Source organism: Nocardia sp. NPDC050718 (assembly GCF_040654235.1).
Classification (GTDB): Bacteria; Actinomycetota; Actinomycetes; order Mycobacteriales; family Mycobacteriaceae; genus Nocardia.
This window is the reverse complement of the sequence record NZ_JBFAHQ010000004.1, coordinates 53,777-77,915: the sequence shown is the minus strand read 5'-3', so window position 1 is coordinate 77,915 and position 24,139 is coordinate 53,777. Positions and strand designations below refer to the sequence as shown.

Here is a 24,139-nt window from a genome sequence, read left to right as displayed (position 1 = left end):
CGCGGGGATCAGGCGTCGGCCGGGGCCGGGGTGGCGTGGACGGCGGGGAGACCGAGGTTGTCGCGCAACGTCTTTCCCGTGTATTCCGTGCGGAGGGCGCCGCGGTCCTGGAGCAGGGGGACCACTCGGTCGACGAACTCGTCGAGGCCGGTCGGGACGAGGTGGGAACCGAGGATGAAGCCGTCGGAGCCGTCGTTCTGGACGAAACTGTCGATCTTGTCGGCGACCTGGGCGGGGGTACCGACGATCGGGCCGCGTTCGAACTGGTCGATCACGGTTTCGCGCAGCGACAGCTTCTTGGCTTCGGAGACCTCGCGCAGGCGGCGGACCGTCGCGAAACGGTCCTGGTGCAGGAAGGCGCGGCCCTGGATGATCGGTGCGGCGTCGGGGTCGGGGTCGACGGCCGGGATCGGGCCCTCCGGGTCGTAGCCGGACAGGTCGCGATTCCAGATCTGTTCGAGCAGGATGAGGGCGGTCTGGCCGGTGACCTGCTCGTCGCGGATCGCGTGGTACTTCTCGATCGCCTCGGATTCGGTGTCGCCGAGGACGAAACTCGCCGAGGGCAGGATCTTGATGTCGCCCGGGGCGCGGCCCGCGGCTACCGCTCTGGCCTTGATGTCGCGGTAGAAGTCCGCGGCCTCGGGCAGTTTGCCGTACGGCGAGAAGATGGCGTCGGCGTTGGCGGCGGCGAAATCGCGGCCCTGCGGTGAGACGCCGGCTTGCAGGACCACGGGCCTGCCCTGCGGGCTGCGGGGCACGGTGAACCGGCCCGCGATGTCGAACTGGGCGCCCTGGAAGGCGAAGGAGCCGGTGTCGGGTCGGGCCAGGAAGCGGCCGGTCTCCTTGTCTGCGACGATGTCGTCGATGTTCCACGAATCCCACAGGGCGCGTACGGCGTTCAGGGTCTCCTCGGCCCGCACGTAGCGGTCGGCGGGGTCGAGGAAACCGCCGCGGCGGAAGTTCTGCCCGGTGAACGCGTCGAACGAGGTCACCACGTTCCACGCGGCCCGGCCGCCGGACAGGTGATCCAGGCTGGCGAACTGGCGGGCCAGTTCGTAGGGCTCGTTGAAGGTCGCGTTGATGGTGCCGGCGAGGCCGAGATGGTCGGTGACTCCGGCGATCGCGGCCAGCACGCCGAAGGTGTCGGGGCGGCCGATGATGTCCTGGTCGAAGATCCGGCCCGCGCGTTCGCGCAGGATGAGGCCCTCGGCGAGGAAGAAGAAGTCGAACTTGCCGCGTTCGGCGGTGCGCGCGGTGTGTTCGAAGGTGCTGAAGTCGATCTGGCTGCCCGCCTCGGGATGCCACCAGGCGGTGTGGTGGTTGACGCCGCCGAGGTAGGCGCCGAGGATGACCTGCTTCCGGGGTGTACTCATCGAGGGGACCTCACACGTTCGCGTAGCGGTTGGGGACGGTGGTCGGCAGGCCGAGCAGCCCGCGCAGGGAGCCGTCGGGGTAGCCGGTGCGGAACAGGCCGCGATGTTGCAGAGCCGGTACGAGCCGCCCCGCGATGGCGTCGAGGTCGTCCACGGCGACACCGGGACGCAGCCGGAATCCGTCGATTCCCTGCCCCGTCCACTCGACGAGCAGGTCGGCGAGATCTTCCGCGCTGCCGGTGAAAACGGCCGCGTCGGAAGTGAACTCGGTGCCGGCGAGCTCGTCGAGCCCGGCCAGGCGCTGCGCACCGGTGGCGTCGTCGGTGTCGAGGAAGACGACCAGGTCGGCGTACACCCGCAGCGGTTCGCCCACCCGGTTCGCCGCGGCCGCGGCGACTTCCCCGAGGATCGGTGCCGGGCCGTGCGCCCTGGTCGGCGTGACGAACACGAGATCCGCTCCGGCGGCGGCGAATTCGTAGATCCTTCGGCTGTGCGCGAGGGCGGTCACCACCGGTTGTCCCTGCGGCGACCGCGGGGTGATCGACGGACCGCGGACCCGGAAGAACTTGCCCTCGAAGTCGACATAGTGCAGTTTGTCGCGGTCGATGAACCGGCGGGTCGCGACATCGCGGATCTCGGCGTCGTCCTCCCAGCTGTCCCACAGCCGCCGGACCACCTCGACCACGTCGGTGGCCTCGTCGAACAGTTCGTGCACGTGCGGCGGGTAGGTGCCGGTGGCGATGGCCTCGGCCCGTTCGGCCGCGGTGAGGTCGGGGATCGCGCGGCGCCCGAAGTGGGCGGCTTCCTCGGCGGTGCCCGACACCTTGACCTGCCAGCCCGCCCGGCCCCGCGAGGTGTAGTCGAGGGTGGCGAGGGCGGTGGCGACGTGGAACGGTTCGGTGTGGGTGGCGGTGACGGTCGGGATGAGGCCGAGGTGCCGGGTGCGCGGCGCGAGCCGGGCGGCGATGAGATGGGCGTCGAGCCGGGCGTGGACCCGGTCGACGGCGTCGGCCGGACCGTGCGGGTCGCTCGGGATGCGCAGGCTGTCCTCGATGGTGACGAAATCGAGCAGCCCACGCTCGGCGGTGGTGACCAGGTCGGTCCAGTAGTCGGCGTCGAAGAGTTCGGTGGGACGCGAGTTCGGCGCGCGCCAGGCGGCCGGATGCCAGCCCGCGCCGTCGAGCGCGACGCCCAGATGTAGGGGGTTCGATGCCATCAGCTGCCATTTCTGTCGTTCGGGAACCGTGCTGAGTGCAACGCTCGCTTCCCGGACAGGGCGCCAAACCACGGCTATCGAGCTCGACGGCGCCGGCGGGGCGAGAACGATCGGCCGCGCTCGCCCCGACATCACCGCTGGCAGACGGTCATCGGTCCGCACGTGGACAGGCGGTGCGGTTCCCGTGTCAACGGTTGAATTCCGGCTGATCGACCGGAAATGGCCCGGATCAGTAGAAGATCGGACCGGGCACGCCGCCGCCCGCCGCGATCGCGTCACCGGTGATGGCGATGCTGCGCGGGGAGGCGAGGAAGGTCACCACATCGGCGACCTCGCTCGCGTCGATCACCCGGCGAATCGAGTTCCTGGCCAGCTCGGCCTCCAGGGTCGCGATATCGACGCCGTCCTCGTCGGCCCGGGCGCGGAGCCGGTCGCTCAGCCGTTCGGTGCGGGTGAGCCCGGGGTGTACGACGGTGACGTTGACTCCGTGCGGGCCGAGTTCGTCGGCGAGGTTCTTGGTCAACGCCGACACGCTGACATTGCGGATGGTCTGGCCGATCGAATTCGCCTGCCGCGCACCGAGTCCACTTATGTTGATGATGCGCCCCCAGCCCTGTTCGACGAGGTGCGGGGCGACGGCCCGCGCGGTGCGCAGATAGCCGAGCACCTTGATCTCGACCTCCCGGCGCACGATGTCGTCGGTGGTGGCCGACAGATCGGTGTTCGCGCCCGCGCTCCACGGGGTGGCGGCGGAGTTCACCAGGATGTCGACGCCACCGAGTTCGTCCACCGTCCGCGCGACGAGGTGCTGGACCTGGGCGTCGTCGCCGGTGTCGGTCGGTATCGCGATCACCCGTCGTCCCGATTCCCCGGCGATATCGGCCGCGGCGGCCTCGAGCGGTTCGCGCGAGCGCGCCGCGATCACCACGTCGACGCCTTCGGCCGCGAGCCCGCGCGCGATCGCGAGCCCGATTCCCTTGCTCGCGCCGGTGACGATCGCGCGCTTTCCCTGCAGTCTCAGATCCACGCCCTCGACGCTATCCAGCGCGCGCCCGCCGGAGAGCGATCCAGCTCGAGCTGATCGCAACCTGCCCCGCCCGCGACCGCCGGTCAGCGTATTGTCCTCCATGGAGAAATCCTGCCCAGCTCGGATCCGCCGAATCGGTCGATGCCGACGGCTGACGTAGCCGCGACCGATCCGCGGATCGGCCTGCCGCCACGAGGAGACGTCATGGCTACCGACCAGAGCTTGCTGCACCGCTTCGTCATCGCGCAGTTCGACGCGGCCGGGCTCGATCGCGCGCAACTGATCCGGGATGCCGGGGTCCCGGATTGGTCGATGACCGGCCAGGACGTGCATCTGCCCAGTGCGGTGTTCTCCCGGCTGTGGGAGATCGGCGAACATCGTCTCGGTCCGGATGTCGCCCTGCAGGTCGCGCGCCGGTACCAGCTGTCGAGCCTGGGCCTCTACGACTACCTGTTCGCCTCCGCGCCGACGCTGGGCGCCGGGCTGGCCACCTGTGGGCCCTACGTCACCGCGGTCACCACTAATCACCGGTTCGACCTGGTCGCCGAGAGCGAGGACGAGTCCACTCTCTATCTCGAGATGCTCGACGGGGACGGCCGGGGCCGGGATCACACCCAGCTGTGGGGACTGTCGGCCGTGCTGAGCCGCGCCCGCCGGGTCGTCGACGGTCCGTTGAATCCCGTGCGCGTCTCGCTGCGCCAGGCCGCTCCCCCGCACATCGACAGCTTCCGGGAGGTGTTCGGTTCCGCCACCGTCGAGTTCGACGCGCCGACCGATTCGATCACCTTCCGTGCCGCGGACCTGGATCTGCCGCTGACCACCGCGGATCCGGTCCTGGCCGGTGTCCTGCAACCGCTGGCCGCCGCACTACCACCGCCGCCGACGCTGGCCTCGGCCTGGCCTCGGCGGGTGGCCGACGCTTTGGACCAGGCCATCGAGGCCGGGGAGGTCTCGCTGCACAGCGTCGCCCGGATCCTCACGGTCAGCCCTCGAACGCTGCAGCGACGGCTGACCGAGGCGGGCACGACCTGGCGCGCCGAACTGGACCGGGCCCGCAGCGCGCGGTTGGCGGCCACCGGAACCCTCACCGGCGCCAAGCAGGCCGAACTGCTCGGCTATTCCGATGCGGGCTCCTTACGCCGGGCCGCCCGGCGCTGGTCGGCGGGGTCCCCGCCGACGGACAGCCTCACACCCTGAGGTAGGTCGAGGCGATCCGCCAGAAGGTCTCCCGCTCCATCAGGTGGAAATCCCACCCGTCGGTGATGTCCCGGAACGCGGTGACGATGCCGGCTACGTCGAAGTCGTCCCGGGTCGCCGTCCCCTTCGCCTCCAGCGCGGAAATCACGTAGGCGGTGGCACTCTCCTTGGTCACCGACACCACGCTCCCCTCGTTCGCACACTGATCCGTCTGATTCGTAAGTCTCGAATTCCCTCGAGTCCGCGACAAGGACAGAACGCGCCATTCCCGAGCCGAACGCGCCAATCTGCTCGTACCGGCGATCGAAAGCCTCGTCAGCTCAGCGTCTTCAGCGCCGCCGCGTCGTAGGGCTTCAGCTCATCGATCCGGCCCGCCAGGACCTTGGCCGCCCACTCCGGGTCCTGGAGCAGGGCGCGGCCGACGGCGACCATGTCGAATTCGTCGCGCTCGAAGCGATCCAGGAGGTTGTCGATAGTGCCGAGTTCGGCGCCCTCGCCGGTGAAGGCGCGCAGGAAGTCGCCGTCGAGGCCGACCGAACCGACGGTGATGGTCGGCTTGCCGGTGAGCTTCTTGGTCCAGCCGGCCAAGTTCAGGTCCGAGTCGTCGAACTCCGGGAGCCAGTAGCGGCGGGTCGAGGCGTGGAAGGCGTCGACGCCGGCCGCGGCGAGCGGGGCCAGGATCGCCTCGAGCTCCTGCGGGGTCTCGGCCAGGCGGGCGCGGTAGTCCTGCTGCTTCCACTGCGAGTAGCGGAAGATCACCGGGAACTCGGGCGAGACGACGGCGCGGACCGCGGCCACGATCTCGGCGGCGAATCGGGTGCGGGCCACCGGGTCGCCGCCGTAGGCGTCGGCGCGCCGGTTGGTCTGAGCCCACAGGAACTGGTCGAGCAGATAGCCGTGCGCACCGTGCAACTCGACGCCGTCGAAGCCGATGCGCTCCGCGGCCGCGGCGGCGTCGGCGAAGGCGGCGACGACATCGTCCAAATCACCCTGGGTCATCGCCTTGCCCGCGCCCTCGGTACCGTCGGCGCCGATCCCGGAGGGGCCCATGGCCGGGGCTTCGGGGTAGGGCTGTTCGCCCTGGTTGCGCACCATGCCGATGTGCCACAGCTGCGGCACGATCGTGCCGCCCGCCGCGTGCACGTCCGCGGCGACCTTCGCCCAGCCCGCCAGCTGCTCTTCGCCGTCGAACCGGGGCACCCGATCGCTCTGCCCGGCCGAATCGTGGCCGACGTAGGTCCCCTCGGTGACGATGAGGCCCACCCCGGCGGCGGCGCGGCGCGCGTAGTAGGACCGCACGTCGTCACCGGGCACACCGCCCGGGGAGAACATGCGCGTCATCGGCGCCATCACGATGCGGTTCGGGACGGTCAGGCCGTTCAGGGTGATGGGCCGGGCCAGGATCTCGGCCGTGCGGGCGGCGTCGGAGGCGGTGACGATCACAGGGTGCTCCTCATGTCACTTGACAATGTCGATGGTTGAGAACTTCAAGCAATGCCCGCCACGGTAGAGGTAACTATTTGAGATGGTCAAGTTTCTGGGGATAAACTGATCGCATGACAGCAGCTCCCCGCGTCGACACGACCCAGCTCATGGAGTTGCTCTCGGTGTCCCTCGGCGTCTACTACGGGGACTTCACGGTGGCAGCGGCGAGTGAGAACCTCACCGCGAGCCAGGGCAAGACGCTGACGGTGCTGCGCCGCGGGCCCGTCGCGATGCGCGCCCTGGCCAAGATCCTGTCCTGCGACGCCTCCAACGTCACCGGGATCATCAACCGGCTGGAGAAGCGCAATCTCGTGCGCCGCGAAGCGAGCCCCTCCGACCGGCGCGTCACCTATCTCGTCATCACGCCCGAGGGCGAACAGGTCACCGACGCGATCCGGGCGAAGATGCGAGTCACCCACGACGGCCTGAACCGGCTCAGCGAGGACGACCGCGACCAGCTGTACGCCCTGCTCGAACGCGCCTTCGTCCACCGCGCCGCCGATCGATCCGAGTGAGCGCACCGCGACATCGGACACCGCGGCCGCCTGCCGAAAATCGGTCGTGCTCCACGGGGCCGCGTTGCTACCGTGCAGACATGAAGGTCGATTCACACTTCGCCGCCGCGGCCGCACGAGCTCTCAGCTCGCCGGTCGCTGCCGCCTGACCCCTTCTCCCCTGCCGGCGACCGGAAACGGTCCGCCGGTGTGCGTCGGTCTCGGTGCCGGACGCCGGGTGTGGTCGCTTCCGGTCGATATCCCCTCGATGGAGCAACCACCATGATCACCACCGACCAGACCGTCCGCACCTTCCTCGACTTCTTCCGCGACCGCGGGCACGAACTCACGCCGGGCGAATCGCTCGTGCCCTCGCCGGGAGATCCGGTGCTGTTCACCACCTCCGGAATGCACCCGCTGACGCCGTATCTCCTGGGGCGACCCCATCCGCTCGGCCGACGGCTCACCGGCCTGCAACGCTGCCTGCGCACCACCGACCTCGACGAGGTCGGCGACGACACCCACCTGACCGTCTTCGAGATGCTCGGGTCCTGGTCCCTCGGCGACTACGACGGCCCGCGGAGCCTGCGCTGGGGCCTCGAACTGCTGCGCGACGGATTCGGCATCGATCCCGGCCGCATCCACGGCACCGTCTTCGGCGGCGACGACCAGGTCGGGCCGGACCTCGAATCCTGGCGCACCTGGGACGAATTGGGTCTGCCGGTCGAACCGACCACCGACGAGAACTGGTGGTCCAACGGCCCGATCGGACTCTGCGGACCCGATTCGGAGATCTTCCTCTGGACCGGCGACGAAACCCCGCGGGGCACACCGACATCCGACGACCGGTGGGTGGAGGTGTGGAATCACGTCCTGATGCGCTACCTCCGGCATCCCGACGGCAGCCTCGAACCGCTGCCCAGGCCCAGCATCGACACCGGCCTCGGCCTGGAAAGGCTCGCGCGGATCCTGCAGAACACCCCGTCGGTGTTCGAGATCGATGTCTTCCAGCCCTGGCGGACCACCCTGCCCCGCCTCTGGGGCCCGCTGGAGGAACGGTCGCTCCGACTACTGTCGGACCACCTGCGCTCGGGCATCGTCGTCCTGGGCGACGGGGTCACGCCCTCACCGTCCGGCCGCGGCCACATCCTGCGCCGCCTGATCCGCCGCACCCTGACCACGCTGTGGCGCGACGACCCGACCCGCACGCTGTCCGATCTGCCCGTCGAGCTGATCGACCACACCCTCCACCACTTCCGGCAGTCCGTCGAGCCCCGCGAGGTGCGCACCATCCTCCTCGACGAAGAACGAGGATTCGGGCAGCTGCTCCAGCGTGGACGAAAGGTCCTGTCCCATCGCCGATTCACGCGACCGCTGACCGCCGAGGACTACCACTACCTGCACGACACCCACGGCCTGCCCCGAGACCTCGTGGTCTCCTTGACCACCGAGGGCGGCCTCGGATAGCGGGGCCCGGCCGCTCGGCGGGACCCGGTCAGCTGGACCGGGCGGCCCGGAACCACCGCCGCCGCGCCGGACGCTCGTCCGCGCACGAACAGCGCTGCGCTGCCGGGACGTCGCCGAGCACCTGCTCGACGTGGTTACCGCATCCGGTGTAGCCGGGCTTACCGCAGGTGCGACAGGTGATTCGCTGACACATAGTTGTTCCTTTCGATGGGTGGAGAAGAATTCTCGGCCGGATCTACTGCTGGAGTTCGGCGGTGGCCGCACGCCAGGTTCGATACCCGCCGTCGAGATTGACCGCGTCCCGCCCCAGCTGGGTCAGCAGCCGCGTCGCATTGTTGCCACGCTGCCCGACCTGGCAGAACACCAGGACCGGGCCGTCCGGGATCTCGTCCGCGCGCGCACGCAGGACATCGAGGGGGATATTGCGCGAGCCGGGGATCGACCCCGCGGCGAACTCCTCCGGCGACCGGACGTCCACGACCTGCGCTCCGGTGGCGACCAGGTCGTCGAGGTCGTACCACTGCGCGGTGCGGAGTGCGCCGATGCGCAGATTGTCGGCGAGGTAGCCGAGCATGTTCACGGGATCCTTCGCGGATCCGTAGGCGGGCGCGTACGCCAGCTCCAGATCCATCAGTCGTGATGCCGTGATGCCGCCCGCCATCGCGGTCGCCAGGACGTCGATGCGCTTGTCGACGCCTTCTCCGCCGATCGCTTGGGCGCCGAGGATCCGATCGGATTCCGGGTCGACCAGCAGTTTCACCGACATGGCGCGAGCGTCCGGGTAGTACCCGGCGTGCGAGAGCGGATGCGTGTGCAGCGCCCGGAACGGGCGGCCCGCCGCGCGCAGCCGTTTCTCGCTCCAGCCGGTCATCGCCGCGGTGAGATCGAAGACACCCACGATCGCGGTCCCCTGGGCCGGCGGATCCACGGCGGGCAGGCCCGCGATGACATCGGCCACGAGCCGACCCTGCCGGTTCGCCGCGTTGGCCAGGGGCACCAGCGCGGACTGGCCCGACACCGCGTCCTTCTTCTCCACCACATCGCCGACCGCGTAGATCCCCGGCGCCGAGGTCCGCAACCGCTCGTCGACCACGATGCCGCCGCCCGGACCGATCTCGATCCCGGCGGCCCTGGCGAGACCGCTTTCCGGGCGGACCCCGATCGCCATCACGACCAGCTCCGCCGGCACCGCGCGCCCGTCGGACAGCGTCACGGTGTCCGCGTCGACGGCGGTCACCTCCGCGCCCAGCTCCACCCGGATCCCGTGCTTGCGCAGCTCGGCGGCGACCGGTGCGGCCATCTCGACATCCAGTGGTGCCAGCACCTGCGTGCCCCGTTCGATCACGGTGGTCGCGATCCCCCGGCGCACGAGGTTCTCGGCCAGCTCCACGCCGATGAATCCGGCGCCGACGACCACGGCCGACCGAACGTCGGCCGCTGACTCGACCATCCGGTCCACGTCCGCGACATCCCGCAGCACCAGCGCGCGTTCCACACCGGGCACCGGCGGCACCACGGCGGACGCGCCGGTGCTCAACACCAGCGCATCGAAGGACTCCATGTACTCGCGGCCCGACTCCAGCTCACGAACGGTCACCGTCCGCGCGACCGGATCCACCGCGACGACCTCGTGCCGCACGCGCACATCCAGCCGGAATCGCGCCGACAACGCCTCCGGCGTCTGCAGCAGCAGCGATTCCCGCTTCGGGATCACGCCGCCGACGTAATAGGGCAGCCCGCAGTTCGCGAAGGACACGTGAGCACCGCGCTCGAGCACCACGATCTCGGCCGATTCGTCCAGCCGACGCAATCGGGTGGCCGCCGACATCCCGCCGGCCACTCCACCGACGATCACCACTCTCATCTTTTGCCTCCCTGCGCTCGTGGCACGGCGGGTGCCGCACTTCCGGTTCTCATACCCCTGGGGGTATATTCGAGGTCGAGAGCCAATATACCCCCAGGGGTATCCAGCGGGACAGTGAGATGCGACTCCCCGACGGTTTCCCCGAGAGAAAGGCACCGCCATGGTCGGCAACGAAGAGACGATCGCCCAGGTCCTCAACCGCCTGCGGCGCGCGAACGGACAGCTCGCCGGGGTCATCTCGATGATCGAGCAGGGTCGCGACTGCAAGGAGGTCGTCACCCAGCTCGCCGCCGTCTCCCGCGCGCTCGATCGCGCCGGATTCAAGATCGTCGCGACCGGCCTACGGGAATGCCTCACCGGCGACACCGCCGACGGCTCGGAACCGATGACCGAAGCCGAACTGGAGAAGCTCTTCCTCGCACTCGCCTGACCCACCGGCGGTCCTTGACCGGCCCCACCGATCAGCGGAAGCTGAGGGCCGGTATCCACCTCCTGGGAACCGAGACCCGCGCTCGACATCGATGCACCATCGCGGTGTTCGTCACATCATCGCCGTAGCCGTGGTCCGGAATTCGCCCGCCACGGATTGTCCGGAAGGAGTGGAAATGCACGCAAGCACTGGACGGATCGCCGTCGTCACCGCCGTTGTCACACCCTTTCTCGCGGTCGGGGTGAGCCTGGGGGCCGGGACCTCGGCGGCGGCCACACCGCCGACGATTTCGGTCACCCTCGCCGGTGACGACAGCTGGAACATTTCCTGGGACGGGTCCCCCGCCGCGAATTGCTCCCTGTTCGTCAACGATGTCGTCAATCCCGACGCCAATCCCGCGCCGGCGGTGTTCACGGCCGGCGTGAGCCCCTCGATCGCGGCGGGTTCGTACGCGGTGCGGGTGGAATGCCCGATCATGAGCGGGAACAAGAGCAATACGGTGACCTTCTATACCCCGCGCGGACCGGTGAACGACGTGCGGACCCAGTTCAGCAACGCGACCCAGGGCGCGACCGGAAGCTGATCCCACAACCACGCGGCGGAACCCCGACGGCCACGACGGGGTTCCGCCCTCGCGCGCATCGCCTGCCAGATTTTCGGACGGTTGTCCGACTTTATTCGGATCGACCCGGGTGACGTGTGCGAGAGTTGTGGCGACCTACGTCCGCCCGTGGAGCGAGGAGAGACCCGTGGCCTACGTCAAAGCGTCCGAGCGCGAAGAACAGATCGTCGCGGCGGCGGTCACCGTGCTCAGCAGGGTCGGGGTGCCCGCCACCACGCTGCGCGCGGTCGCCGCCGAGGCAGGGGTCCCGCTCGGCACGCTGCACTACGTCTTTCCCACCAAGGACAAATTGCTGCAGGCGGTCATCACCACCGTCATCGGTGACATCTCGCGGACGCTCGGGACCCAACTCGAAGTCGACAAGGGCGTCGAACACGCCCTGCGCCACGGCGTCACGGGCTTCTGGGAGATCCTGGTCACCGACCGAATCGGCCTGCAGATCATGCAGTACGAACTGATGACCTACTCGCTGCGCACCGACGCAGGCGGCAGTCTGGCCCAGCTGCAGTACGAGCGGTACAGCTCGGTCGTCACCGAGTTCTGCGAGCGCGCGGCCGAGGCGGCGGGCGAACGCTGCGCGGTCGGCTTCGACACGCTCGGACGGCTGGCGCTGGCCCAGATCGACGGGCTGATCCTGCAGTACGTGTCCAAGCCCGACCCCGACCGTGCCCGGCGCGACCTGAACCGGGCTGTCGACATGCTGGTGCTGTTCGCCGATCCGCAGCCGGTCGCCCGGAGCACCACCCGGCGATGACCTCCCGGCGCCACCACGTCGTGGCCGCCGGTTCACCACCCCTTGCATCGTAGGTCACTTCCGCTCTATCGTAATTCGTACGGATGACCGACTTTTTGTCTCGCAGGCCCGCATCGGAGCGGGCGCTGCGCGGTCGGTACCACGCACCTCTGGAGTGAGACGATGGCCCACCAGAACTCCCCCACCCGGCCCGACGGCGAGGACGCACCACGTGCCGCGACAGTCGTGGTGATCGGCGCCGGCATGGCCGGACTGATCGCCGCCCGCGAGTTGCGCCGCCGCGACATCGACGTTCTCGTGCTCGAGGCCGCCGGTCGACCCGGCGGGCGGGTGCTGGCCGAGACCACCGTGCTCGGCTCGCGGGTCGACCTCGGCGGCCAATGGATCGGCCACGGGCACCACCGCTTCGCGACGCTGGCCGCCGACCTCGACGCCCCGGTCTTCGCGATGCGGACACCCAGCAGGCCCACGATCGTCGACGGCGACACGGTCGTCTCGAATGCGGGCATGACGGCGGTGGTGGCGAACGCGGTCCTGCTGGTGTGGGAGATCGCCACCCGGGTCGGCGCTCCCGGCTCGTGGCGGACGCGCAGCCTGCGGTCCTGGCTGGACCACGTGCCGAATCGGCGAGCGCGGCGGCTGCTGACCGTGATCACCTCGGTGTCGACCACCGCCGATCTCGACCGGTACTCGATGCACGCGTTTCTCGACATGATCCGCTTCCAGGGCGGCTTCCGGACCATGCTGTCCACCGCGGGCGGCGCCCAGGACAGCCTGGTCACCGACGGGGCCGGAACGCTGGCCGAACGGCTCGCGGCCGAGCTCGGCGACCGGGTGATCCTCGACAGCGCGGTCACCGCGATCCACCGCGACGACGACGGTGTCACGATCCGGTCGGCCACCGGCACCTACCGCGCCGCGAAGGTGATCGTCACCGTGCCGCCCCCGACGGCCGCGCGCATCGAGCACCAACCTGCCCTGCCCGCCGCGCGAATCCACCTGCAGGACAACACCTATATGGGCTCGGTGTACAAGGCGATCGCGATCTACGACCAGCCGTTCTGGCGCGACCCCACCGACGCCGAGATGCTGGCGCTCACCGAACCGGGCCTGGCGACCTTCGACACCTCACCGCCCGGCGGTCCCGGTCATCTGTGCGTCCTCGTGGCGGGTCCCGAGGCTCGCGCCCTCGACGAACTCGACGGTGACGCCCGCCGCGCGGCGATCCTGGGCCCGCTGGCCGCCCACCTCGGCCCGGAAGTCCTCGCGCCGCACGGCTGGCACGAGAAGTCCTGGCACCAGGACCCGCACGCCGGTGGCGGCTATACGGCCCTGCCGATCATCGGCTCCGACGAGGGCTATCTACCCATCGATACGACCCCGCTGGGCCACCTGCACTGGGCAGGCTCGGAGACCGCGCGCGAACACGCCGGATACATCGAGGGCGCCATCGAGTCCGGCCAGCGCGCTGCCGCCGAAGTCATTGCCGCCCTGCGAGATTCGCCGCACGTGTCTGCGTGACGCCGGGAAGGGCGACGATGGCGTCGTGTCCGCGCTCGGCCCGCTTCGACACCGACCAGCGCCCACCGCGACTCGGGTCCCCCGTCGGTGCCCCGTGCACCGAGGGATCGGTCTCGCCGACACCGGACCCGGATATAGCGGAGCCGCCCTTTCCCGAGGACACTGTGAACGTAGACGTTCGCTCGTCCAGTGTCGTCACGAGGAGGAATTGCCATGGCAAATTTCGGGCCTTTCGACATCGACCCGGAGGATTTCGAACGCGCGCTCCGTGACACCGGAAACGATATTCGCGACATGCTCGGAAAAGCGGGCGATTATCTGGGTCGCGTCGATCAGGGCGGCCTCGGCGCCCTGACATCCCTGTTCGGCCAATTCACTCAGCAGCCACGCCCCGCGGCGCCCGAGGGCGCGACGACCGGTGAGACCGGCAGCGGCGTGTGGGCGGCGTACACCCTCGACGACGACGGCCAGGCCAGGGTCGACCAGGTGTTCCCGAACGAACTCGAGGCGCTGCGCGCACATCGCGACAACACCGACGACCGCCGTCGCGTGCGATTTCTGCCGTACGGGGTTCCGGTGAGCGTCCTGGATCTGCCGTAAGTCCCGATCAGGCGCGGTCGTGCAGCGTGATCCGGTAGCCGTCGGGGTCTGCGAAGGTGAATGTCCGGCCGAATGGTCCGTCGATCGGCGCGGACACGATGGGGTGACCGTCGGCGACGAGCGCGTCGTGGATGGCCTGGACGTCGGTGGCGTGGAGCCAGATCGCGGCACCGATCCCCGGCTGAGCGGCGGAGGCGAGATCGGTGCCGGGCACGATGTCGCGCAGCGCGAAGGCGATCGGTGTCGTCTCGAAGACGACGGCGTGCGGCGGTCCGGTCTGCGAGCGGACGAGTCCGAGATAGTTCTCGTAGAACGCCTGCGACGCTTCGAGATCGCGTGCTTGGAGCGAGAGGAAATCGGGTCCGGTGACAGGCATGCGCATTCTCCTAAGTTCGTGTCAGCTTTCTGACACGCATCAATCTATGTCAGAATACTGACATGGGTCAAGACGGTGTCGACCTGGAAACGTCGCTCGGCTACCTGCTGAAGGAGGCGTCGAGCGCCCTGCGCGTCGCCATGGAGGAGGTACTGCGGCCGCTCGGAATGAACGTGACGCACTACTCCTGCCTCGAGCTGCTGGCACAGCGGCCGGGTCTGTCGAACTCCGAGCTCGCCCGGGGCGCGTTCGTGACCAGGCAGACCATGAACGTGCTGCTCCACACCCTGGAACGGGATGGCTACGTCACCAGGCCCGCGCAGGCACCGGTCGGGAAGGCGCTGCCGACGCGGCTCACGCCGAGTGGCCGGCGCAGCCTCGAGCAGGCGACCGTCGCGGTCCGGTCCGTCGAGCTCAGGATGCTGGCCGACCTGACCGAGACCGAGCGGTCGGACGCCTTGCGGATCCTGCGGAGCATGATCCGATCCTTGCGCGACGACACCGCGTAGCCCGCTCCCGGCGCACCCGCCGAGACAGGGATCGCCCTAAGGGAGTGTTAGGAACCTCCCGTGCGGCTTCCGTTCGGTCTGTGACTGGCGACACAGTGGTCTCCGACGGCGCAAGGCCGCGCCGATGGAGGAGGGTGCACAGTGACAACACGGGCCGGAGGTGAACGGCGAGTCGTGGCGAATGTGCTGCGTGGCTCGATCGGCAACCTCGTCGAATGGTACGACTGGTACGTCTACGCCGCGTTCAGCGTCTACTTCGCCAAGGCGTTCTTCCCCGACGGCGACCCCACCGCGCAATTGCTCTCCACCGCAGCGGTTTTCGCGGTCGGATTCATCATGCGCCCGATCGGCGGCTGGGCGCTCGGGCGCTACGCCGACCGGTTCGGCCGCCGCTCCGCGCTCACGCTGTCGGTGACAGTGATGGCCGCCGGCTCGCTGATGATCGCGGTGACACCGGGATTCGGCACCATCGGCATCGCGGCCCCCGTCCTGCTGCTCATGGCGCGGCTGCTGCAGGGTCTCTCGGTCGGCGGGGAGTACGCCACCAGCGCCACCTATCTGTCGGAGGTGGCGTCGCCGGGCCGGCGAGGCTTCTACTCCAGCTTCCAGTACGTGACCCTGGTCGCGGGTCAGCTCACCGCCCTCGGCGTGCAGATCATCCTGCAGCAGGTGCTCACCTCCGAGCAGATGCACAGTTGGGGCTGGCGCATTCCGTTCCTGATCGGTGCGGGCGGCGCGATCGTGGTGATGCTGCTGCGTCGCGGCATGGACGAATCCGACTCGTTCAAGGCCGTCGCCGGCTCCGCGGCGGCCGCGAGCGGCTCGCGCGGATCGCTGCGGGTGCTGCTGCAGTACCCCAGGGAATGCCTGCTGGTGGTGGGCCTGACCATGGGCGGCACCGTCGCGTTCTACACCTACACGACCTACATGCAGAAGTTCATGATCAACACCTCGGGCATCTCCAAGGACACCGTGGCCTGGATCAACTTCGTCGCGCTGCTGTTCTTCGTGGTGCTGCAACCGATCGCGGGCGGACTCTCGGACCGGATCGGTCGCCGCAAGCTGCTGATCTTCTTCGGGGTGGCGGGCACGCTGCTGACGGTGCCGATCATGTCGGCGCTGGCCCACACCGCCAACCCGTTCGCGGCCTTCGGCCTGATGATGACCGCGCTGGTGATCGTCACCGGCTACACCTCGATCAACTCGATCGTGAAGGCCGAACTGTTCCCCACCAAGATCCGCGCGCTCGGCGTCGGCCTGCCGTACGCGCTGACCGTCGCGGTGTTCGGCGGCACCGCCGAGATGATCGCCCTGGCGCTGAAGAAGGCCGGGCTCGAGTCGCTGTACTTCTTCTACGTGGCCGGGTGTGTCGCGATCTCGCTGCTCACCTACTACTTCATGCGCGAGACGTCGGCCGAGTCGACCATCGACGCCGAAGCCGCCGTCGAGGCCGCGCCGGTCGAGCCGGAGCGGGCGATGGCCACCGTGCGTGGCTGACCGTCCGGCAACCGCGCCGGTCCTGCCCCTGTGGGAGGATCGGCGCGTGCGGCTTGCGGTGGTCGAGGACGACGACGGAGTGGGTGACGCCCTGGTCGAGGCGCTCACCGCGCGCGGCTACCGGGCCGAGCGCCTGCGCCGGGGTGCCGATCTGCTCATCGCCCACCGCGGCTACGACGCGGTCCTGCTCGACCTCGGCCTGCCGGACGCCGACGGGCTGCAAGTGCTGCGGCAACTGCGCGAGGTCAGCGCGATCCCGGTCCTGATCCTGACCGCCCGCAGCGATGAGCGTTCCATCGTGCGCGGCCTGCGCGGCGGCGCCGACGACTATGTGGTGAAACCACCCCGCATCGCCGAGCTGATGGCGCGGCTCGAGACGGTGCTGCGCCGGGCGGCGGCCGTGGCCAAGCAGGCCAGGACCGAAGTGGTCACCGGGGATGTGCGGGTGGACCTGCGCGCCCGGGTGGTCGAGGTCGACGGGACCCCGATCCCGCTCACCCAGAAGGAATTCGAACTCGTCGAGGCACTGGTGGAACGCCCCGGCGCCGCCGTGAGCAGGCAGCAGCTGATGGACCGCATCTGGGGCGACGCCTTCGTCGCGGTCTCTCGCTCGCTCGATGTCCACATGACCGGGCTGCGCGCGAAACTGAACCGGCCCGGCCTGATCACCACCATCCGCGGCTACGGCTACCGGTGGGGCGAATGACCCGCCGAGGACGCGCATGCGACGCCGGCTGCTGATCGCGCTCACCGTGTTCGCCGCGCTCGCCGTGCTGGCGTTCGCGGTGCCGTTGTCGCTGACCGCGGCCACCAGCCGAACCCAGCACCTGGTGCTGGGCAGGTCCGGCGACGCCGACCGTTTCGCCACCCTGGCCGACGCGGCCGGGTCGGCGGGTGGGGTGCGGGCACTCGCCGACGAGGTGACCCGCTACCACGAGCTCTACGGGGAGAACGTGCTGGTGGTGGACGCGCGCGGGGCGCCCGTCGTCAATGCCGGGGTCGCGGTGGACGACCCGCGGATCCGGGCCGCGGTGGCCGCCGCGCGGCGCAACCAGCGCCCGCAGCAGGTCGATCGGCTGACGCCGTGGAGCGCGCCGGTGATGCTCATCGCGCGTCCCGTCGGCACCGGGGTGCAGGTCAACGGCGCCGTCGTGATCGAGGCGTCGACCGCGGCGGCACGCTCGGCGATCGCCCGGCTGTGGGCGTTGATCGCGGTCGGCGCGCTGGGCGCGATGGTGGTGTTCGTCCTGCTGGCGCTCGTGCTGAGTCGCTGGGTGCTGCGCCCCCTGGCCGCCATGTCCGACGCGGTCGCCGAACTCACCGCGACGCTGCCGAAGCCGCGCGGGCGGGCCCCGATCACCCGGCGATACGGCGGCCCACCCGAGGTCCGTGCCCTCGCCGAGTCCGTCGACGCGATGGCCACCGCCGTCGGCGATTCCGCCGACGCGCAACACCAGCTCGTCGCCGACACCGCCCACGCCATGCGGAACCCGCTCGCCGCCTTGACGATTCGGCTCGACTCGCTCGAAGCCGCCGTCCCCGCCACCGCGTCGGCGACCTTCCGCGCCGCCACCACCGAGGTGGAACGGCTGACCGCGCTCCTGGACGACCTGCTCCAGCTGGCCGTCGCCGAAGCGCCCGCCTCCTTCGGCACCGCGGCCTCCGCCGAGGAGCACTGCGATCCGGCGCAGGTCGCGGCCGACCGCGTCGACGCGTGGACCTCGGCGTTCGACGACGCGGGCATCCGGCTGACGGCGACACCCACCGGCCACTCCCCCGTGCCGGGCGACCGCGGCGAGCGCCCGGCGGCCGCCATCAGCGCGGCCGCCCTCGCCCAGATTCTCGATGTGGCCCTGAGCAATTCGTGCCGATACGCCGGATCCGGCGCGCACACGGCGGTCGGCGTCTCGGCCGGTCCGGACTGGGTGACAGTGCGCGTCGCCGACGACGGGTCCGGCGTCGCGCCCGACGAGCTCGACCGGCTCACCGCCCGATTCTTCCGCGGTTCGACCGCGGCCGCCGGTGGCACCGGCCTGGGACTGTCGATCGCCAACGCGCTGACCAAGGCACGGGGCGGCACCTTGACGGTCGAGGCGGTACACCCACACGGTCTGGCCGTCGCGATCCGAGTCCCGGCGGTGGCGCGATGAGCGGGCTGCCGATCAGCCGTCGCCGGCTGCTGGCGCTGGCCGCGCTGGCGTCGGCGGGTGTGGTCGGCTGCACCACGAACGACCCCGCGACGATCCGTCTCGCCTCCGGCGAAGACGGCGGCTTCTACTTCGCCTTCGCCCGGCTGCTGGCCACCGCCGCCGCGAGAAATACCGACGACCTCCGCATCGAACCGGTGGAAACCGCCGGCTCCCAACAGAATCTGCGCCTGGTCGCCGACGGGGCTGTCGACACGGCCCTCGCGCTGGCCGACTCGGCGAGCGACTTCGGTGGCCGCGTGCTGGCGCTGGGCCGGGTCTACGAGAACTACTTGCAATTGGCCGTCCGCGCCGACGGCCCGATCACCCAGGTCACCGACCTGCGCGGGCGCCGGGTCAACCTCGGCGCGGAGGGTTCGGGCGCCGCGGTCACCGGTGAGCGCCTGCTGCGCACGGCCGGTGTCGACCCCGCCGATGTCGCGGTCGAACACCGCCCGCTGCGCGAGGCCGCCCAGGCACTGACCGACGGCGCCATCGACGCCCTGCTGTGGGCCGGTGGCGTGCCGACCGCCGCGCTCACCGTCCCCGACCCGATGCGACTGCTCGACCTCGGCGCCTTGGCCGCCCCGATGCGGGAGGAGTACGGCCCCGTCTACGACCGCGTCGCCATCCCGGCCGACGCCTACCCGGGCAGCCCCGCGGTGCACACGATCGGCGTCGCCAACCTCCTGCTCGCCACCGCGGACCTGCCCGACGACACCGCCGCCGCCATCGTCGACCTGCTGGTCCACCACGCGGACGCACTCGTGCCCGCCGAGGCCGCCGGTGCCCAGTTCCTCGACGGCCGCTTCCTCATCGGCACCGGAACCATTCCCCTGCATCCCGGCGCCGCCGCCGCGTACCGCCGTTGGCACGGATGACGATCAGCCCAGGTACTTGCGGTAGAACGGCACCAGGCTCGCCAGCGCTTCCCCGGTCGGGCCCGGCTGGTCGTACAGGTCGTAGTGCGAGGCACCCTCGACCACGACGAGCTGCTTGTCCTTCGACGCGGCGCGACCGTAGAGCTCCATGCTCAACCGCTGCGAGGCGAAGGCACCCACCTTGTCGCCGATGACGACGCACAGCGGCTGGGTCAGGAACACCTCGACGCGGTCGTAGGCGTCCCAGTCGGCCAGTGCGGCCTGGCGAGCGAAGTTGAAGCTGGTCTTGCCGCCGGGGGTCCGGCCACGATCGGTCTTGTAGTACTCGGTGGCCTCGACGATGTCGATGTCGGTGACACCGGCCTGTTTCGCCGCCTCGACCGACGGCGGCAGCAGATCGTTGATCACCTGCGCCTGACCGCGAGCCTCCGCGGTGCGTTGCGCGGCGATGGCCTCGAGCATGCCCATCGCGTTGTACTCCGAGAAACCTTCTCGCATCAGCCGGCCGACATTGCTGCCGACGACGGTACCCAGCGCCTTGATCCGACGGTCGACCTTGGTGGCCGCCACCGCGTACCCCGCGCCACCGCAGATCGCGAGCACACCGATCTTGTCCGCGTCGACATACGGCAGGGTGACCAGGTGATCGATCACGAAGCTGAAGTCGCTGGTCCGAAAGCCGGGATCCTCGGCCGAGCGCGGATCACCACCGCTGTCACCCTGGAAGCTAGCGTCGAAGGCCGCCACCACGAAACCGGCTTCGGCCAGCGCCTTGCCGTAGATATTGCCCGACGTCTGCGCCTTGCAACTGCCGGTCGGATGGCCGGAGACGATGGTGGGATACACCTTCGACTCGTCGAACCCCGGCGGGAAGTAGATGTCGGTCGCGATATCCCAGGCCCAGCCCTTGACCCGCACAGTGGTGATGTTGTCTGCCATGACCTGTTCTCCCATTCGTCGGCTATCTCTTGGCTACGACACGAATCTATGACCGCGTCGACAGCCGAAGAAGGGCAGAACAGTGCATAGGAACGTTCGTTCCCAGTCGGGACCGGTGCCACCCGATCCCGACCGCTCCAGGTCCTAGCCCGCGGCCGCCAGTTCGGCCGCACTGGTGATCTCGGCGCCGCCGGTCCGCAGACTCTCCCAGTCCTCCGGGTCGTGGCTGATCCAGACGGTGGTGCCGGGCTGGGTGCCGAGCAGTTTCAGCTTCTGCAGCGCGCTGTGCTTGTGCAGGCTGTCGACGTCGAAGGGCATACCGATGGTGAGGTCCACGCTGGCCCGCTTGTGCGCGGCGTCGCTGGTGAGCACGAGGGTGCTCTCGTCGGGCAGGCGCAATTTCAGCCCGAGGGTGCCGGGGGTGTGGCCGGGCAGCGACAGCAGGACGACGCTGCCGTCGCCGAACATGTCGTGGTCATAGCCCGCCGGGACCTCGTTCCAGCTGATCCTGCCCGCGGCTTCGATGTCCTCGGCGCGGAAGAACGGTGCGTCCAGGGTGCGCGGGGTCCGCGCGTAGCGCAGTTCGCCCGCCCCGATGAAGCCCTGCGCGTGCGGGAACAGATCCAGCCCGCCGGTGTGGTCGAAGTGCATGTGCGAGAGCACGATCCGACGGACGTCGGTGGTCTTGTAGCCGAGGGCTTCGATCTGGCGGTCCAACCGGTAGGACTCGGGGAACTCGATCTGGAACGCCGCCGCCATGTCGCCGTAGGCGGCGGCCGGATCACCGGCGCCGGCCAGGCTGGTGTCGAACAGCATCAGCCCCTCGTCGTGCTCGATCAGGAAGGCGGGCGACGGGATCGTGTCGTTCTCCCCGCCGGTGCCGAGCATCAGGATGCCGCAGTCGACGGTGAGTCGTGGGGCATCGAGCGCCCAGACCCGGCGAACGGTATCGATGGCCATGAATTCTCCTCGAATTTCAACGAGCACACCACGCCGTGCGCAATGTGATCCCTTTCACAGACAATTCGGAGACTATCGGCCGAAATGTCACCCACCAAGTGAAGTATTTCGAATACGCGCTTCACGAATCGGAAATTGACCTCGGCGGATTCCGGTGCGAGCATCGCAGTGTCAGGCGTCACACCGGGTCACGCCGACGATCCGGCACGTTCCGAGGGAGTAATCGATGTTGACACGGGGCGCAGTGCTGCGCGAATCACCGGGAATCTACGAAATCGTCGAAATGGAACTCGACGATCCACGGACAGGCGAAATTCGCGTCAGAGTGGTAGCCAGCGGCCTGTGCCATTCCGATGATCATTTCGCCGTCGGTGATCAGACCCCCGGAATTCTGCCCCTCGCGGGCGGGCACGAGGGTGCGGGCATCGTGGAAGCGGTCGGGCCCGGCACGACCGGCTTCGCCGAGGGCGACCACGTGGTTTTCTCGTTCCTGCCGGTCTGCGGCCGCTGCCGCTGGTGCGCGAAGGGTCTGCAGAACCTCTGCGATCTCGGCGCGTTCCTGGCCACCGGCGCCCGCTTCGACGACCCCACCTCGTTCCGGCTCTCGCTCGACGGCGCGCCCGTCGGGCAGCTCGCCGGACTGGGCACGTTCTGCGAGTACGTCACCGTCTCGGTGTCCTCCGCCATCCGCATCGATCCCTCGATCCCCCTCGATGTCGCGGTCCTCACCGGCTGCGGTGTCGGCACCGGCTGGGGCGCGGCCGTCAACTCCGCCCAGGTGCGGCCCGGCGACGTCACGATCGTGATGGGGATCGGCGGGATCGGTATCAACGCGGTCCAGGGTGCCGCGCACGCGGGCGCCGGCGCGGTGATCGCCGTCGACCCCGTCGCGTTCAAGCGCGACTCGGCCCTGAAACTCGGTGCCACGCACGCGGTTTCCACCAACGAGGAGGCCGAAGAACTCGCCCGCTCGATGACGAACGGGCAGGGCGCGGACTCGGCGATCGTCACCGTCGGCGTGACCACGGGCAAGCACATCGGCCAGGCGCTGCAAGCGGTCCGCAAGGCGGGCACCTGCGTCGCCGTCGGCCTGGGCGACACCTTCGTCAAGGACGGCGATATCGACCTGCACCAGCTCATCCTGTTCCAGAAGCGGTTGCAGGGCTCGCTGTTCGGCGCCTGCGCGCCGACCGCCGACATTCCCGCCCAGCTGGCGATGTACCAGCAGGGCAGCTTGAAACTCGACGAACTCGTCACCACCCGCTACGCCCTCGAGGACATCAACCAGGGCTTCGACGACATGAAGGCCGGCCGCAACCTGCGCGGCGTCATCGTCCACCAGCACTGACGTTCCCGGAACGTCAGGCCGTACGGGGACGAGCCGCCCCGTCACAACTCCATGAGCAACAGTGAGGAAGCACGACATGAAGACGACTGCCGCGATTCTGTGGGAGGCGCCCGGCGCTTGGGACGTGCGGACAGTGGATCTGGACGAGCCCGGCGAGGGCGAGGTGCTGGTCAAGGTGATGGCCTCGGGTCTGTGCCATTCCGACGACCATTTCGCCAAGGGCGACATGCGATTCCACTCCTACCCCGCGTGCGGCGGTCACGAAGGTGCGGGCATCGTGGAGGCCGTCGGGCCGGGCGTGACCCGGGTACGGCCCGGTGATCACGTGGTGACCTCGTTCATCGCCGCCTGTGGCCACTGCCGGATGTGCGTGAACGGGCACCAGAACCTGTGCGACGCAGGCCATCTCATCACCGTCGGAACGCGCCCCGACGGCACCTTCCGCATGCACGCGGACGGGCGCGGCGTCGCGCAGAACGCGTGTCTGTCCACGTTCTCGGAATGGACGACCGTCCCGCAGGAGTGCGTGGTCGTGATCCCCGACGACATCCCGTTCCGGACCGCCGCCATCGTCGGCTGCGCGGTGCCGACCGGGTGGGGGTCGTCGACCCGCGCCGCCGGTATCGAGGTGGGCGATGTGGTGGTCGTGGCCGGAACCGGCGGAATCGGGATGAGCGCCGTCCAGGGCGCGGCCTTCCGGGGCGCGGGCCGGGTGATCGCGGTGGATCCGGTGCCGATGAAGCGCGACTTGTCGCTCACCCTCGGCGCCACGGACGCGGTCGAGACGATCGAGGAGGCCGGGGAGCTGGCGCGCGCCGCCACCAACGGACAGGGCGCGGACTCGGTCGTGGTCTGCATCGGTGTCCCCACCCAGGAGCAGCTGAAGCAGTCCTACGACGCGCTGGGCAAGCGCGGCACCCTCGTGGTGACCAGCGCGGCGCCGCACACGCTGACGGAGATGTCGGTGCCGGTACTCGACCTGACCATGAGCGAGAAGCGCATCCAGGGCGCGCTGTACGGGATGGCGGGGCCGCGGAACGAGGTGCCGATGCTGCTCGAGCTGTACCGGCGCGGTGCGCTGCGGCTCGAGGAGATGGTCACCACCGTCTATCAGCTCGAGCAGGTCATCGAGGCGTACGAGGACATGCACGCGGGCCGCAATATCCGCGGCGTCATCGACTTCGCCGGCAGGCACTGACCCGCGTCCGCTCGGTTCACCCGATTCGGGTGAGGCGCGCGGACGGCAGGCGGCGCACGATTCGCCTGTGGGATCGACTCCAGTTCTGGGCTCGGTGCTGTCGGTCGACGCAGCGGGCGCGAGGGCGACGACGATCTCGACGACATGGGACCGACCGAGCTGTGTACGACCCGCTGTCCGACCTTCACAGACCAG

Annotated in this window: 24 protein-coding genes; 15 read left to right on the top strand and 9 right to left on the bottom strand. The window is 69.5% G+C overall.

Annotated elements, in window-relative coordinates:
* Nucleotides 1-8: 8 nt before the first annotated feature.
* From AB0H54_RS19335 to AB0H54_RS19325, 3 genes are all read right to left on the bottom strand, one after another.
* Nucleotides 9-1,373, bottom strand: coding sequence for an NtaA/DmoA family FMN-dependent monooxygenase (locus tag AB0H54_RS19335; RefSeq protein ID WP_357346692.1), 1,365 nt, complete (start codon nucleotides 1,371-1,373; stop codon nucleotides 9-11).
* A gap of 10 nt (nucleotides 1,374-1,383) precedes the next feature.
* The gene (locus AB0H54_RS19330) at nucleotides 1,384-2,589 is read right to left on the bottom strand and encodes an LLM class flavin-dependent oxidoreductase (protein ID WP_357346691.1); all 1,206 of its coding nucleotides are present in this window, start codon (nucleotides 2,587-2,589) and stop codon (nucleotides 1,384-1,386) included.
* A gap of 229 nt (nucleotides 2,590-2,818) precedes the next feature.
* Complete coding sequence (locus tag AB0H54_RS19325; protein ID WP_357346690.1) at nucleotides 2,819-3,616, bottom strand: SDR family oxidoreductase; 798 nt, start codon at nucleotides 3,614-3,616, stop codon at nucleotides 2,819-2,821.
* Between the two features lie 204 nt (nucleotides 3,617-3,820).
* Here AB0H54_RS19325 and AB0H54_RS19320 point away from each other — a divergent pair, with 204 nt between their 5' ends.
* Complete coding sequence (locus AB0H54_RS19320) at nucleotides 3,821-4,813, top strand: AraC family transcriptional regulator ligand-binding domain-containing protein (RefSeq protein WP_357346689.1); 993 nt, start codon at nucleotides 3,821-3,823, stop codon at nucleotides 4,811-4,813.
* Here the strand turns inward: AB0H54_RS19320 and AB0H54_RS19315 are convergent.
* Both AB0H54_RS19315 and AB0H54_RS19310 read right to left on the bottom strand, forming a co-directional pair.
* Nucleotides 4,803-4,988: a hypothetical protein gene (locus AB0H54_RS19315; RefSeq protein WP_355272635.1), complete on the bottom strand. Its 186-nt coding sequence runs from the start codon at nucleotides 4,986-4,988 to the stop codon at nucleotides 4,803-4,805. The genes AB0H54_RS19320 and AB0H54_RS19315 overlap by 11 nt on opposite strands.
* 140 nt (nucleotides 4,989-5,128) lie before the next feature.
* A complete protein-coding gene (locus tag AB0H54_RS19310; RefSeq protein WP_357346688.1) occupies nucleotides 5,129-6,256 on the bottom strand; it encodes an NADH:flavin oxidoreductase in 1,128 nt (375 codons plus the stop codon).
* A gap of 113 nt (nucleotides 6,257-6,369) precedes the next feature.
* Between AB0H54_RS19310 and AB0H54_RS19305 the strand changes: the two genes are divergently transcribed.
* Nucleotides 6,370-6,813, top strand: coding sequence for a MarR family transcriptional regulator (locus AB0H54_RS19305; protein WP_357346687.1), 444 nt, complete (start codon nucleotides 6,370-6,372; stop codon nucleotides 6,811-6,813).
* A gap of 261 nt (nucleotides 6,814-7,074) precedes the next feature.
* Entirely contained in the window at nucleotides 7,075-8,259 is a 1,185-nt protein-coding gene (locus tag AB0H54_RS19300; RefSeq protein ID WP_357346686.1) for an alanine--tRNA ligase-related protein, read from the top strand.
* Nucleotides 8,260-8,494: 235 nt separating this feature from the next.
* Here AB0H54_RS19300 and AB0H54_RS19295 read toward each other — a convergent pair whose 3' ends face one another.
* Complete coding sequence (locus tag AB0H54_RS19295) at nucleotides 8,495-10,123, bottom strand: FAD-dependent oxidoreductase (protein ID WP_357346685.1); 1,629 nt, start codon at nucleotides 10,121-10,123, stop codon at nucleotides 8,495-8,497.
* Between the two features lie 160 nt (nucleotides 10,124-10,283).
* Between AB0H54_RS19295 and AB0H54_RS19290 the strand changes: the two genes are divergently transcribed.
* The 5 genes from AB0H54_RS19290 to AB0H54_RS19270 all read left to right on the top strand — a co-directional run bounded on the left by AB0H54_RS19290 (nucleotide 10,284) and on the right by AB0H54_RS19270 (nucleotide 14,050).
* Nucleotides 10,284-10,553 carry a metal-sensitive transcriptional regulator gene (locus AB0H54_RS19290; protein ID WP_355272644.1) on the top strand — a complete coding sequence of 90 codons (270 nt, stop codon included), beginning with the start codon at nucleotides 10,284-10,286 and terminating at the stop codon, nucleotides 10,551-10,553.
* Between the two features lie 175 nt (nucleotides 10,554-10,728).
* Complete coding sequence (locus AB0H54_RS19285) at nucleotides 10,729-11,136, top strand: hypothetical protein (RefSeq protein WP_357346684.1); 408 nt, start codon at nucleotides 10,729-10,731, stop codon at nucleotides 11,134-11,136.
* Between the two features lie 166 nt (nucleotides 11,137-11,302).
* Nucleotides 11,303-11,929 carry a TetR/AcrR family transcriptional regulator gene (locus AB0H54_RS19280; protein WP_357346683.1) on the top strand — a complete coding sequence of 209 codons (627 nt, stop codon included), beginning with the start codon at nucleotides 11,303-11,305 and terminating at the stop codon, nucleotides 11,927-11,929.
* Nucleotides 11,930-12,091: 162 nt separating this feature from the next.
* Nucleotides 12,092-13,450 (top strand): FAD-dependent oxidoreductase, encoded by a 1,359-nt coding sequence (locus AB0H54_RS19275; RefSeq protein WP_357346682.1) that lies wholly within the window; start codon nucleotides 12,092-12,094, stop codon nucleotides 13,448-13,450.
* Nucleotides 13,451-13,663: 213 nt separating this feature from the next.
* Nucleotides 13,664-14,050, top strand: a complete 387-nt coding sequence (locus AB0H54_RS19270) for a hypothetical protein (RefSeq protein WP_357346681.1) — start codon at nucleotides 13,664-13,666, stop codon at nucleotides 14,048-14,050.
* Between the two features lie 7 nt (nucleotides 14,051-14,057).
* Here AB0H54_RS19270 and AB0H54_RS19265 read toward each other — a convergent pair whose 3' ends face one another.
* Entirely contained in the window at nucleotides 14,058-14,426 is a 369-nt protein-coding gene (locus AB0H54_RS19265) for a VOC family protein (protein ID WP_357346680.1), read from the bottom strand.
* A gap of 62 nt (nucleotides 14,427-14,488) precedes the next feature.
* Between AB0H54_RS19265 and AB0H54_RS19260 the strand changes: the two genes are divergently transcribed.
* The 5 genes from AB0H54_RS19260 (at nucleotide 14,489) to AB0H54_RS19240 (ending at nucleotide 19,499) form a co-directional block, all read left to right on the top strand.
* Nucleotides 14,489-14,935, top strand: a complete 447-nt coding sequence (locus AB0H54_RS19260) for a MarR family transcriptional regulator (RefSeq protein ID WP_357346679.1) — start codon at nucleotides 14,489-14,491, stop codon at nucleotides 14,933-14,935.
* A 141-nt stretch (nucleotides 14,936-15,076) separates the two neighbouring features.
* Nucleotides 15,077-16,432: an MFS transporter gene (locus AB0H54_RS19255; RefSeq protein WP_357346678.1), complete on the top strand. Its 1,356-nt coding sequence runs from the start codon at nucleotides 15,077-15,079 to the stop codon at nucleotides 16,430-16,432.
* A gap of 46 nt (nucleotides 16,433-16,478) precedes the next feature.
* Complete coding sequence (locus AB0H54_RS19250; protein ID WP_357346677.1) at nucleotides 16,479-17,138, top strand: response regulator transcription factor; 660 nt, start codon at nucleotides 16,479-16,481, stop codon at nucleotides 17,136-17,138.
* A gap of 16 nt (nucleotides 17,139-17,154) precedes the next feature.
* A complete protein-coding gene (locus AB0H54_RS19245) occupies nucleotides 17,155-18,582 on the top strand; it encodes a HAMP domain-containing sensor histidine kinase (RefSeq protein ID WP_357346676.1) in 1,428 nt (475 codons plus the stop codon).
* Entirely contained in the window at nucleotides 18,579-19,499 is a 921-nt protein-coding gene (locus tag AB0H54_RS19240) for a TAXI family TRAP transporter solute-binding subunit (RefSeq protein ID WP_357346675.1), read from the top strand. Before AB0H54_RS19245 ends, AB0H54_RS19240 begins: the two co-directional genes overlap by 4 nt.
* A 3-nt stretch (nucleotides 19,500-19,502) precedes the next feature.
* Here AB0H54_RS19240 and AB0H54_RS19235 read toward each other — a convergent pair whose 3' ends face one another.
* Both AB0H54_RS19235 and AB0H54_RS19230 read right to left on the bottom strand, forming a co-directional pair.
* Nucleotides 19,503-20,438, bottom strand: a complete 936-nt coding sequence (locus AB0H54_RS19235) for an alpha/beta hydrolase (protein ID WP_357346674.1) — start codon at nucleotides 20,436-20,438, stop codon at nucleotides 19,503-19,505.
* Nucleotides 20,439-20,582: 144 nt separating this feature from the next.
* The gene (locus AB0H54_RS19230) at nucleotides 20,583-21,398 is read right to left on the bottom strand and encodes an N-acyl homoserine lactonase family protein (RefSeq protein WP_357346673.1); all 816 of its coding nucleotides are present in this window, start codon (nucleotides 21,396-21,398) and stop codon (nucleotides 20,583-20,585) included.
* Between the two features lie 226 nt (nucleotides 21,399-21,624).
* Between AB0H54_RS19230 and AB0H54_RS19225 the strand changes: the two genes are divergently transcribed.
* Together AB0H54_RS19225 and AB0H54_RS19220 are read left to right on the top strand one after the other, a co-directional pair.
* Nucleotides 21,625-22,746 carry an NDMA-dependent alcohol dehydrogenase gene (locus AB0H54_RS19225; protein ID WP_357346672.1) on the top strand — a complete coding sequence of 374 codons (1,122 nt, stop codon included), beginning with the start codon at nucleotides 21,625-21,627 and terminating at the stop codon, nucleotides 22,744-22,746.
* Nucleotides 22,747-22,822: 76 nt separating this feature from the next.
* Nucleotides 22,823-23,944 (top strand): NDMA-dependent alcohol dehydrogenase, encoded by a 1,122-nt coding sequence (locus tag AB0H54_RS19220; RefSeq protein ID WP_357346671.1) that lies wholly within the window; start codon nucleotides 22,823-22,825, stop codon nucleotides 23,942-23,944.
* The last annotated feature ends 195 nt before the right edge of the window (nucleotides 23,945-24,139 follow it).

Coding starts and splice junctions, on each gene's coding strand:
- AB0H54_RS19220 (WP_357346671.1), top strand. CDS start 22,823: ATGAAGACGACTGCCGCGATTCTGTGGGAGGCGCCCGGCGCTTGGGAC.
- AB0H54_RS19265 (WP_357346680.1), bottom strand. CDS start 14,426: ATGCCTGTCACCGGACCCGATTTCCTCTCGCTCCAAGCACGCGATCTC.
- AB0H54_RS19240 (WP_357346675.1), top strand. CDS start 18,579: ATGAGCGGGCTGCCGATCAGCCGTCGCCGGCTGCTGGCGCTGGCCGCG.
- AB0H54_RS19290 (WP_355272644.1), top strand. CDS start 10,284: ATGGTCGGCAACGAAGAGACGATCGCCCAGGTCCTCAACCGCCTGCGG.
- AB0H54_RS19330 (WP_357346691.1), bottom strand. CDS start 2,589: ATGGCATCGAACCCCCTACATCTGGGCGTCGCGCTCGACGGCGCGGGC.
- AB0H54_RS19300 (WP_357346686.1), top strand. CDS start 7,075: ATGATCACCACCGACCAGACCGTCCGCACCTTCCTCGACTTCTTCCGC.
- AB0H54_RS19245 (WP_357346676.1), top strand. CDS start 17,155: ATGCGACGCCGGCTGCTGATCGCGCTCACCGTGTTCGCCGCGCTCGCC.
- AB0H54_RS19235 (WP_357346674.1), bottom strand. CDS start 20,438: ATGGCAGACAACATCACCACTGTGCGGGTCAAGGGCTGGGCCTGGGAT.
- AB0H54_RS19295 (WP_357346685.1), bottom strand. CDS start 10,123: ATGAGAGTGGTGATCGTCGGTGGAGTGGCCGGCGGGATGTCGGCGGCC.
- AB0H54_RS19305 (WP_357346687.1), top strand. CDS start 6,370: ATGACAGCAGCTCCCCGCGTCGACACGACCCAGCTCATGGAGTTGCTC.
- AB0H54_RS19275 (WP_357346682.1), top strand. CDS start 12,092: ATGGCCCACCAGAACTCCCCCACCCGGCCCGACGGCGAGGACGCACCA.
- AB0H54_RS19320 (WP_357346689.1), top strand. CDS start 3,821: ATGGCTACCGACCAGAGCTTGCTGCACCGCTTCGTCATCGCGCAGTTC.
- AB0H54_RS19270 (WP_357346681.1), top strand. CDS start 13,664: ATGGCAAATTTCGGGCCTTTCGACATCGACCCGGAGGATTTCGAACGC.
- AB0H54_RS19335 (WP_357346692.1), bottom strand. CDS start 1,373: ATGAGTACACCCCGGAAGCAGGTCATCCTCGGCGCCTACCTCGGCGGC.
- AB0H54_RS19260 (WP_357346679.1), top strand. CDS start 14,489: ATGGGTCAAGACGGTGTCGACCTGGAAACGTCGCTCGGCTACCTGCTG.
- AB0H54_RS19225 (WP_357346672.1), top strand. CDS start 21,625: ATGTTGACACGGGGCGCAGTGCTGCGCGAATCACCGGGAATCTACGAA.
- AB0H54_RS19230 (WP_357346673.1), bottom strand. CDS start 21,398: ATGGCCATCGATACCGTTCGCCGGGTCTGGGCGCTCGATGCCCCACGA.
- AB0H54_RS19285 (WP_357346684.1), top strand. CDS start 10,729: ATGCACGCAAGCACTGGACGGATCGCCGTCGTCACCGCCGTTGTCACA.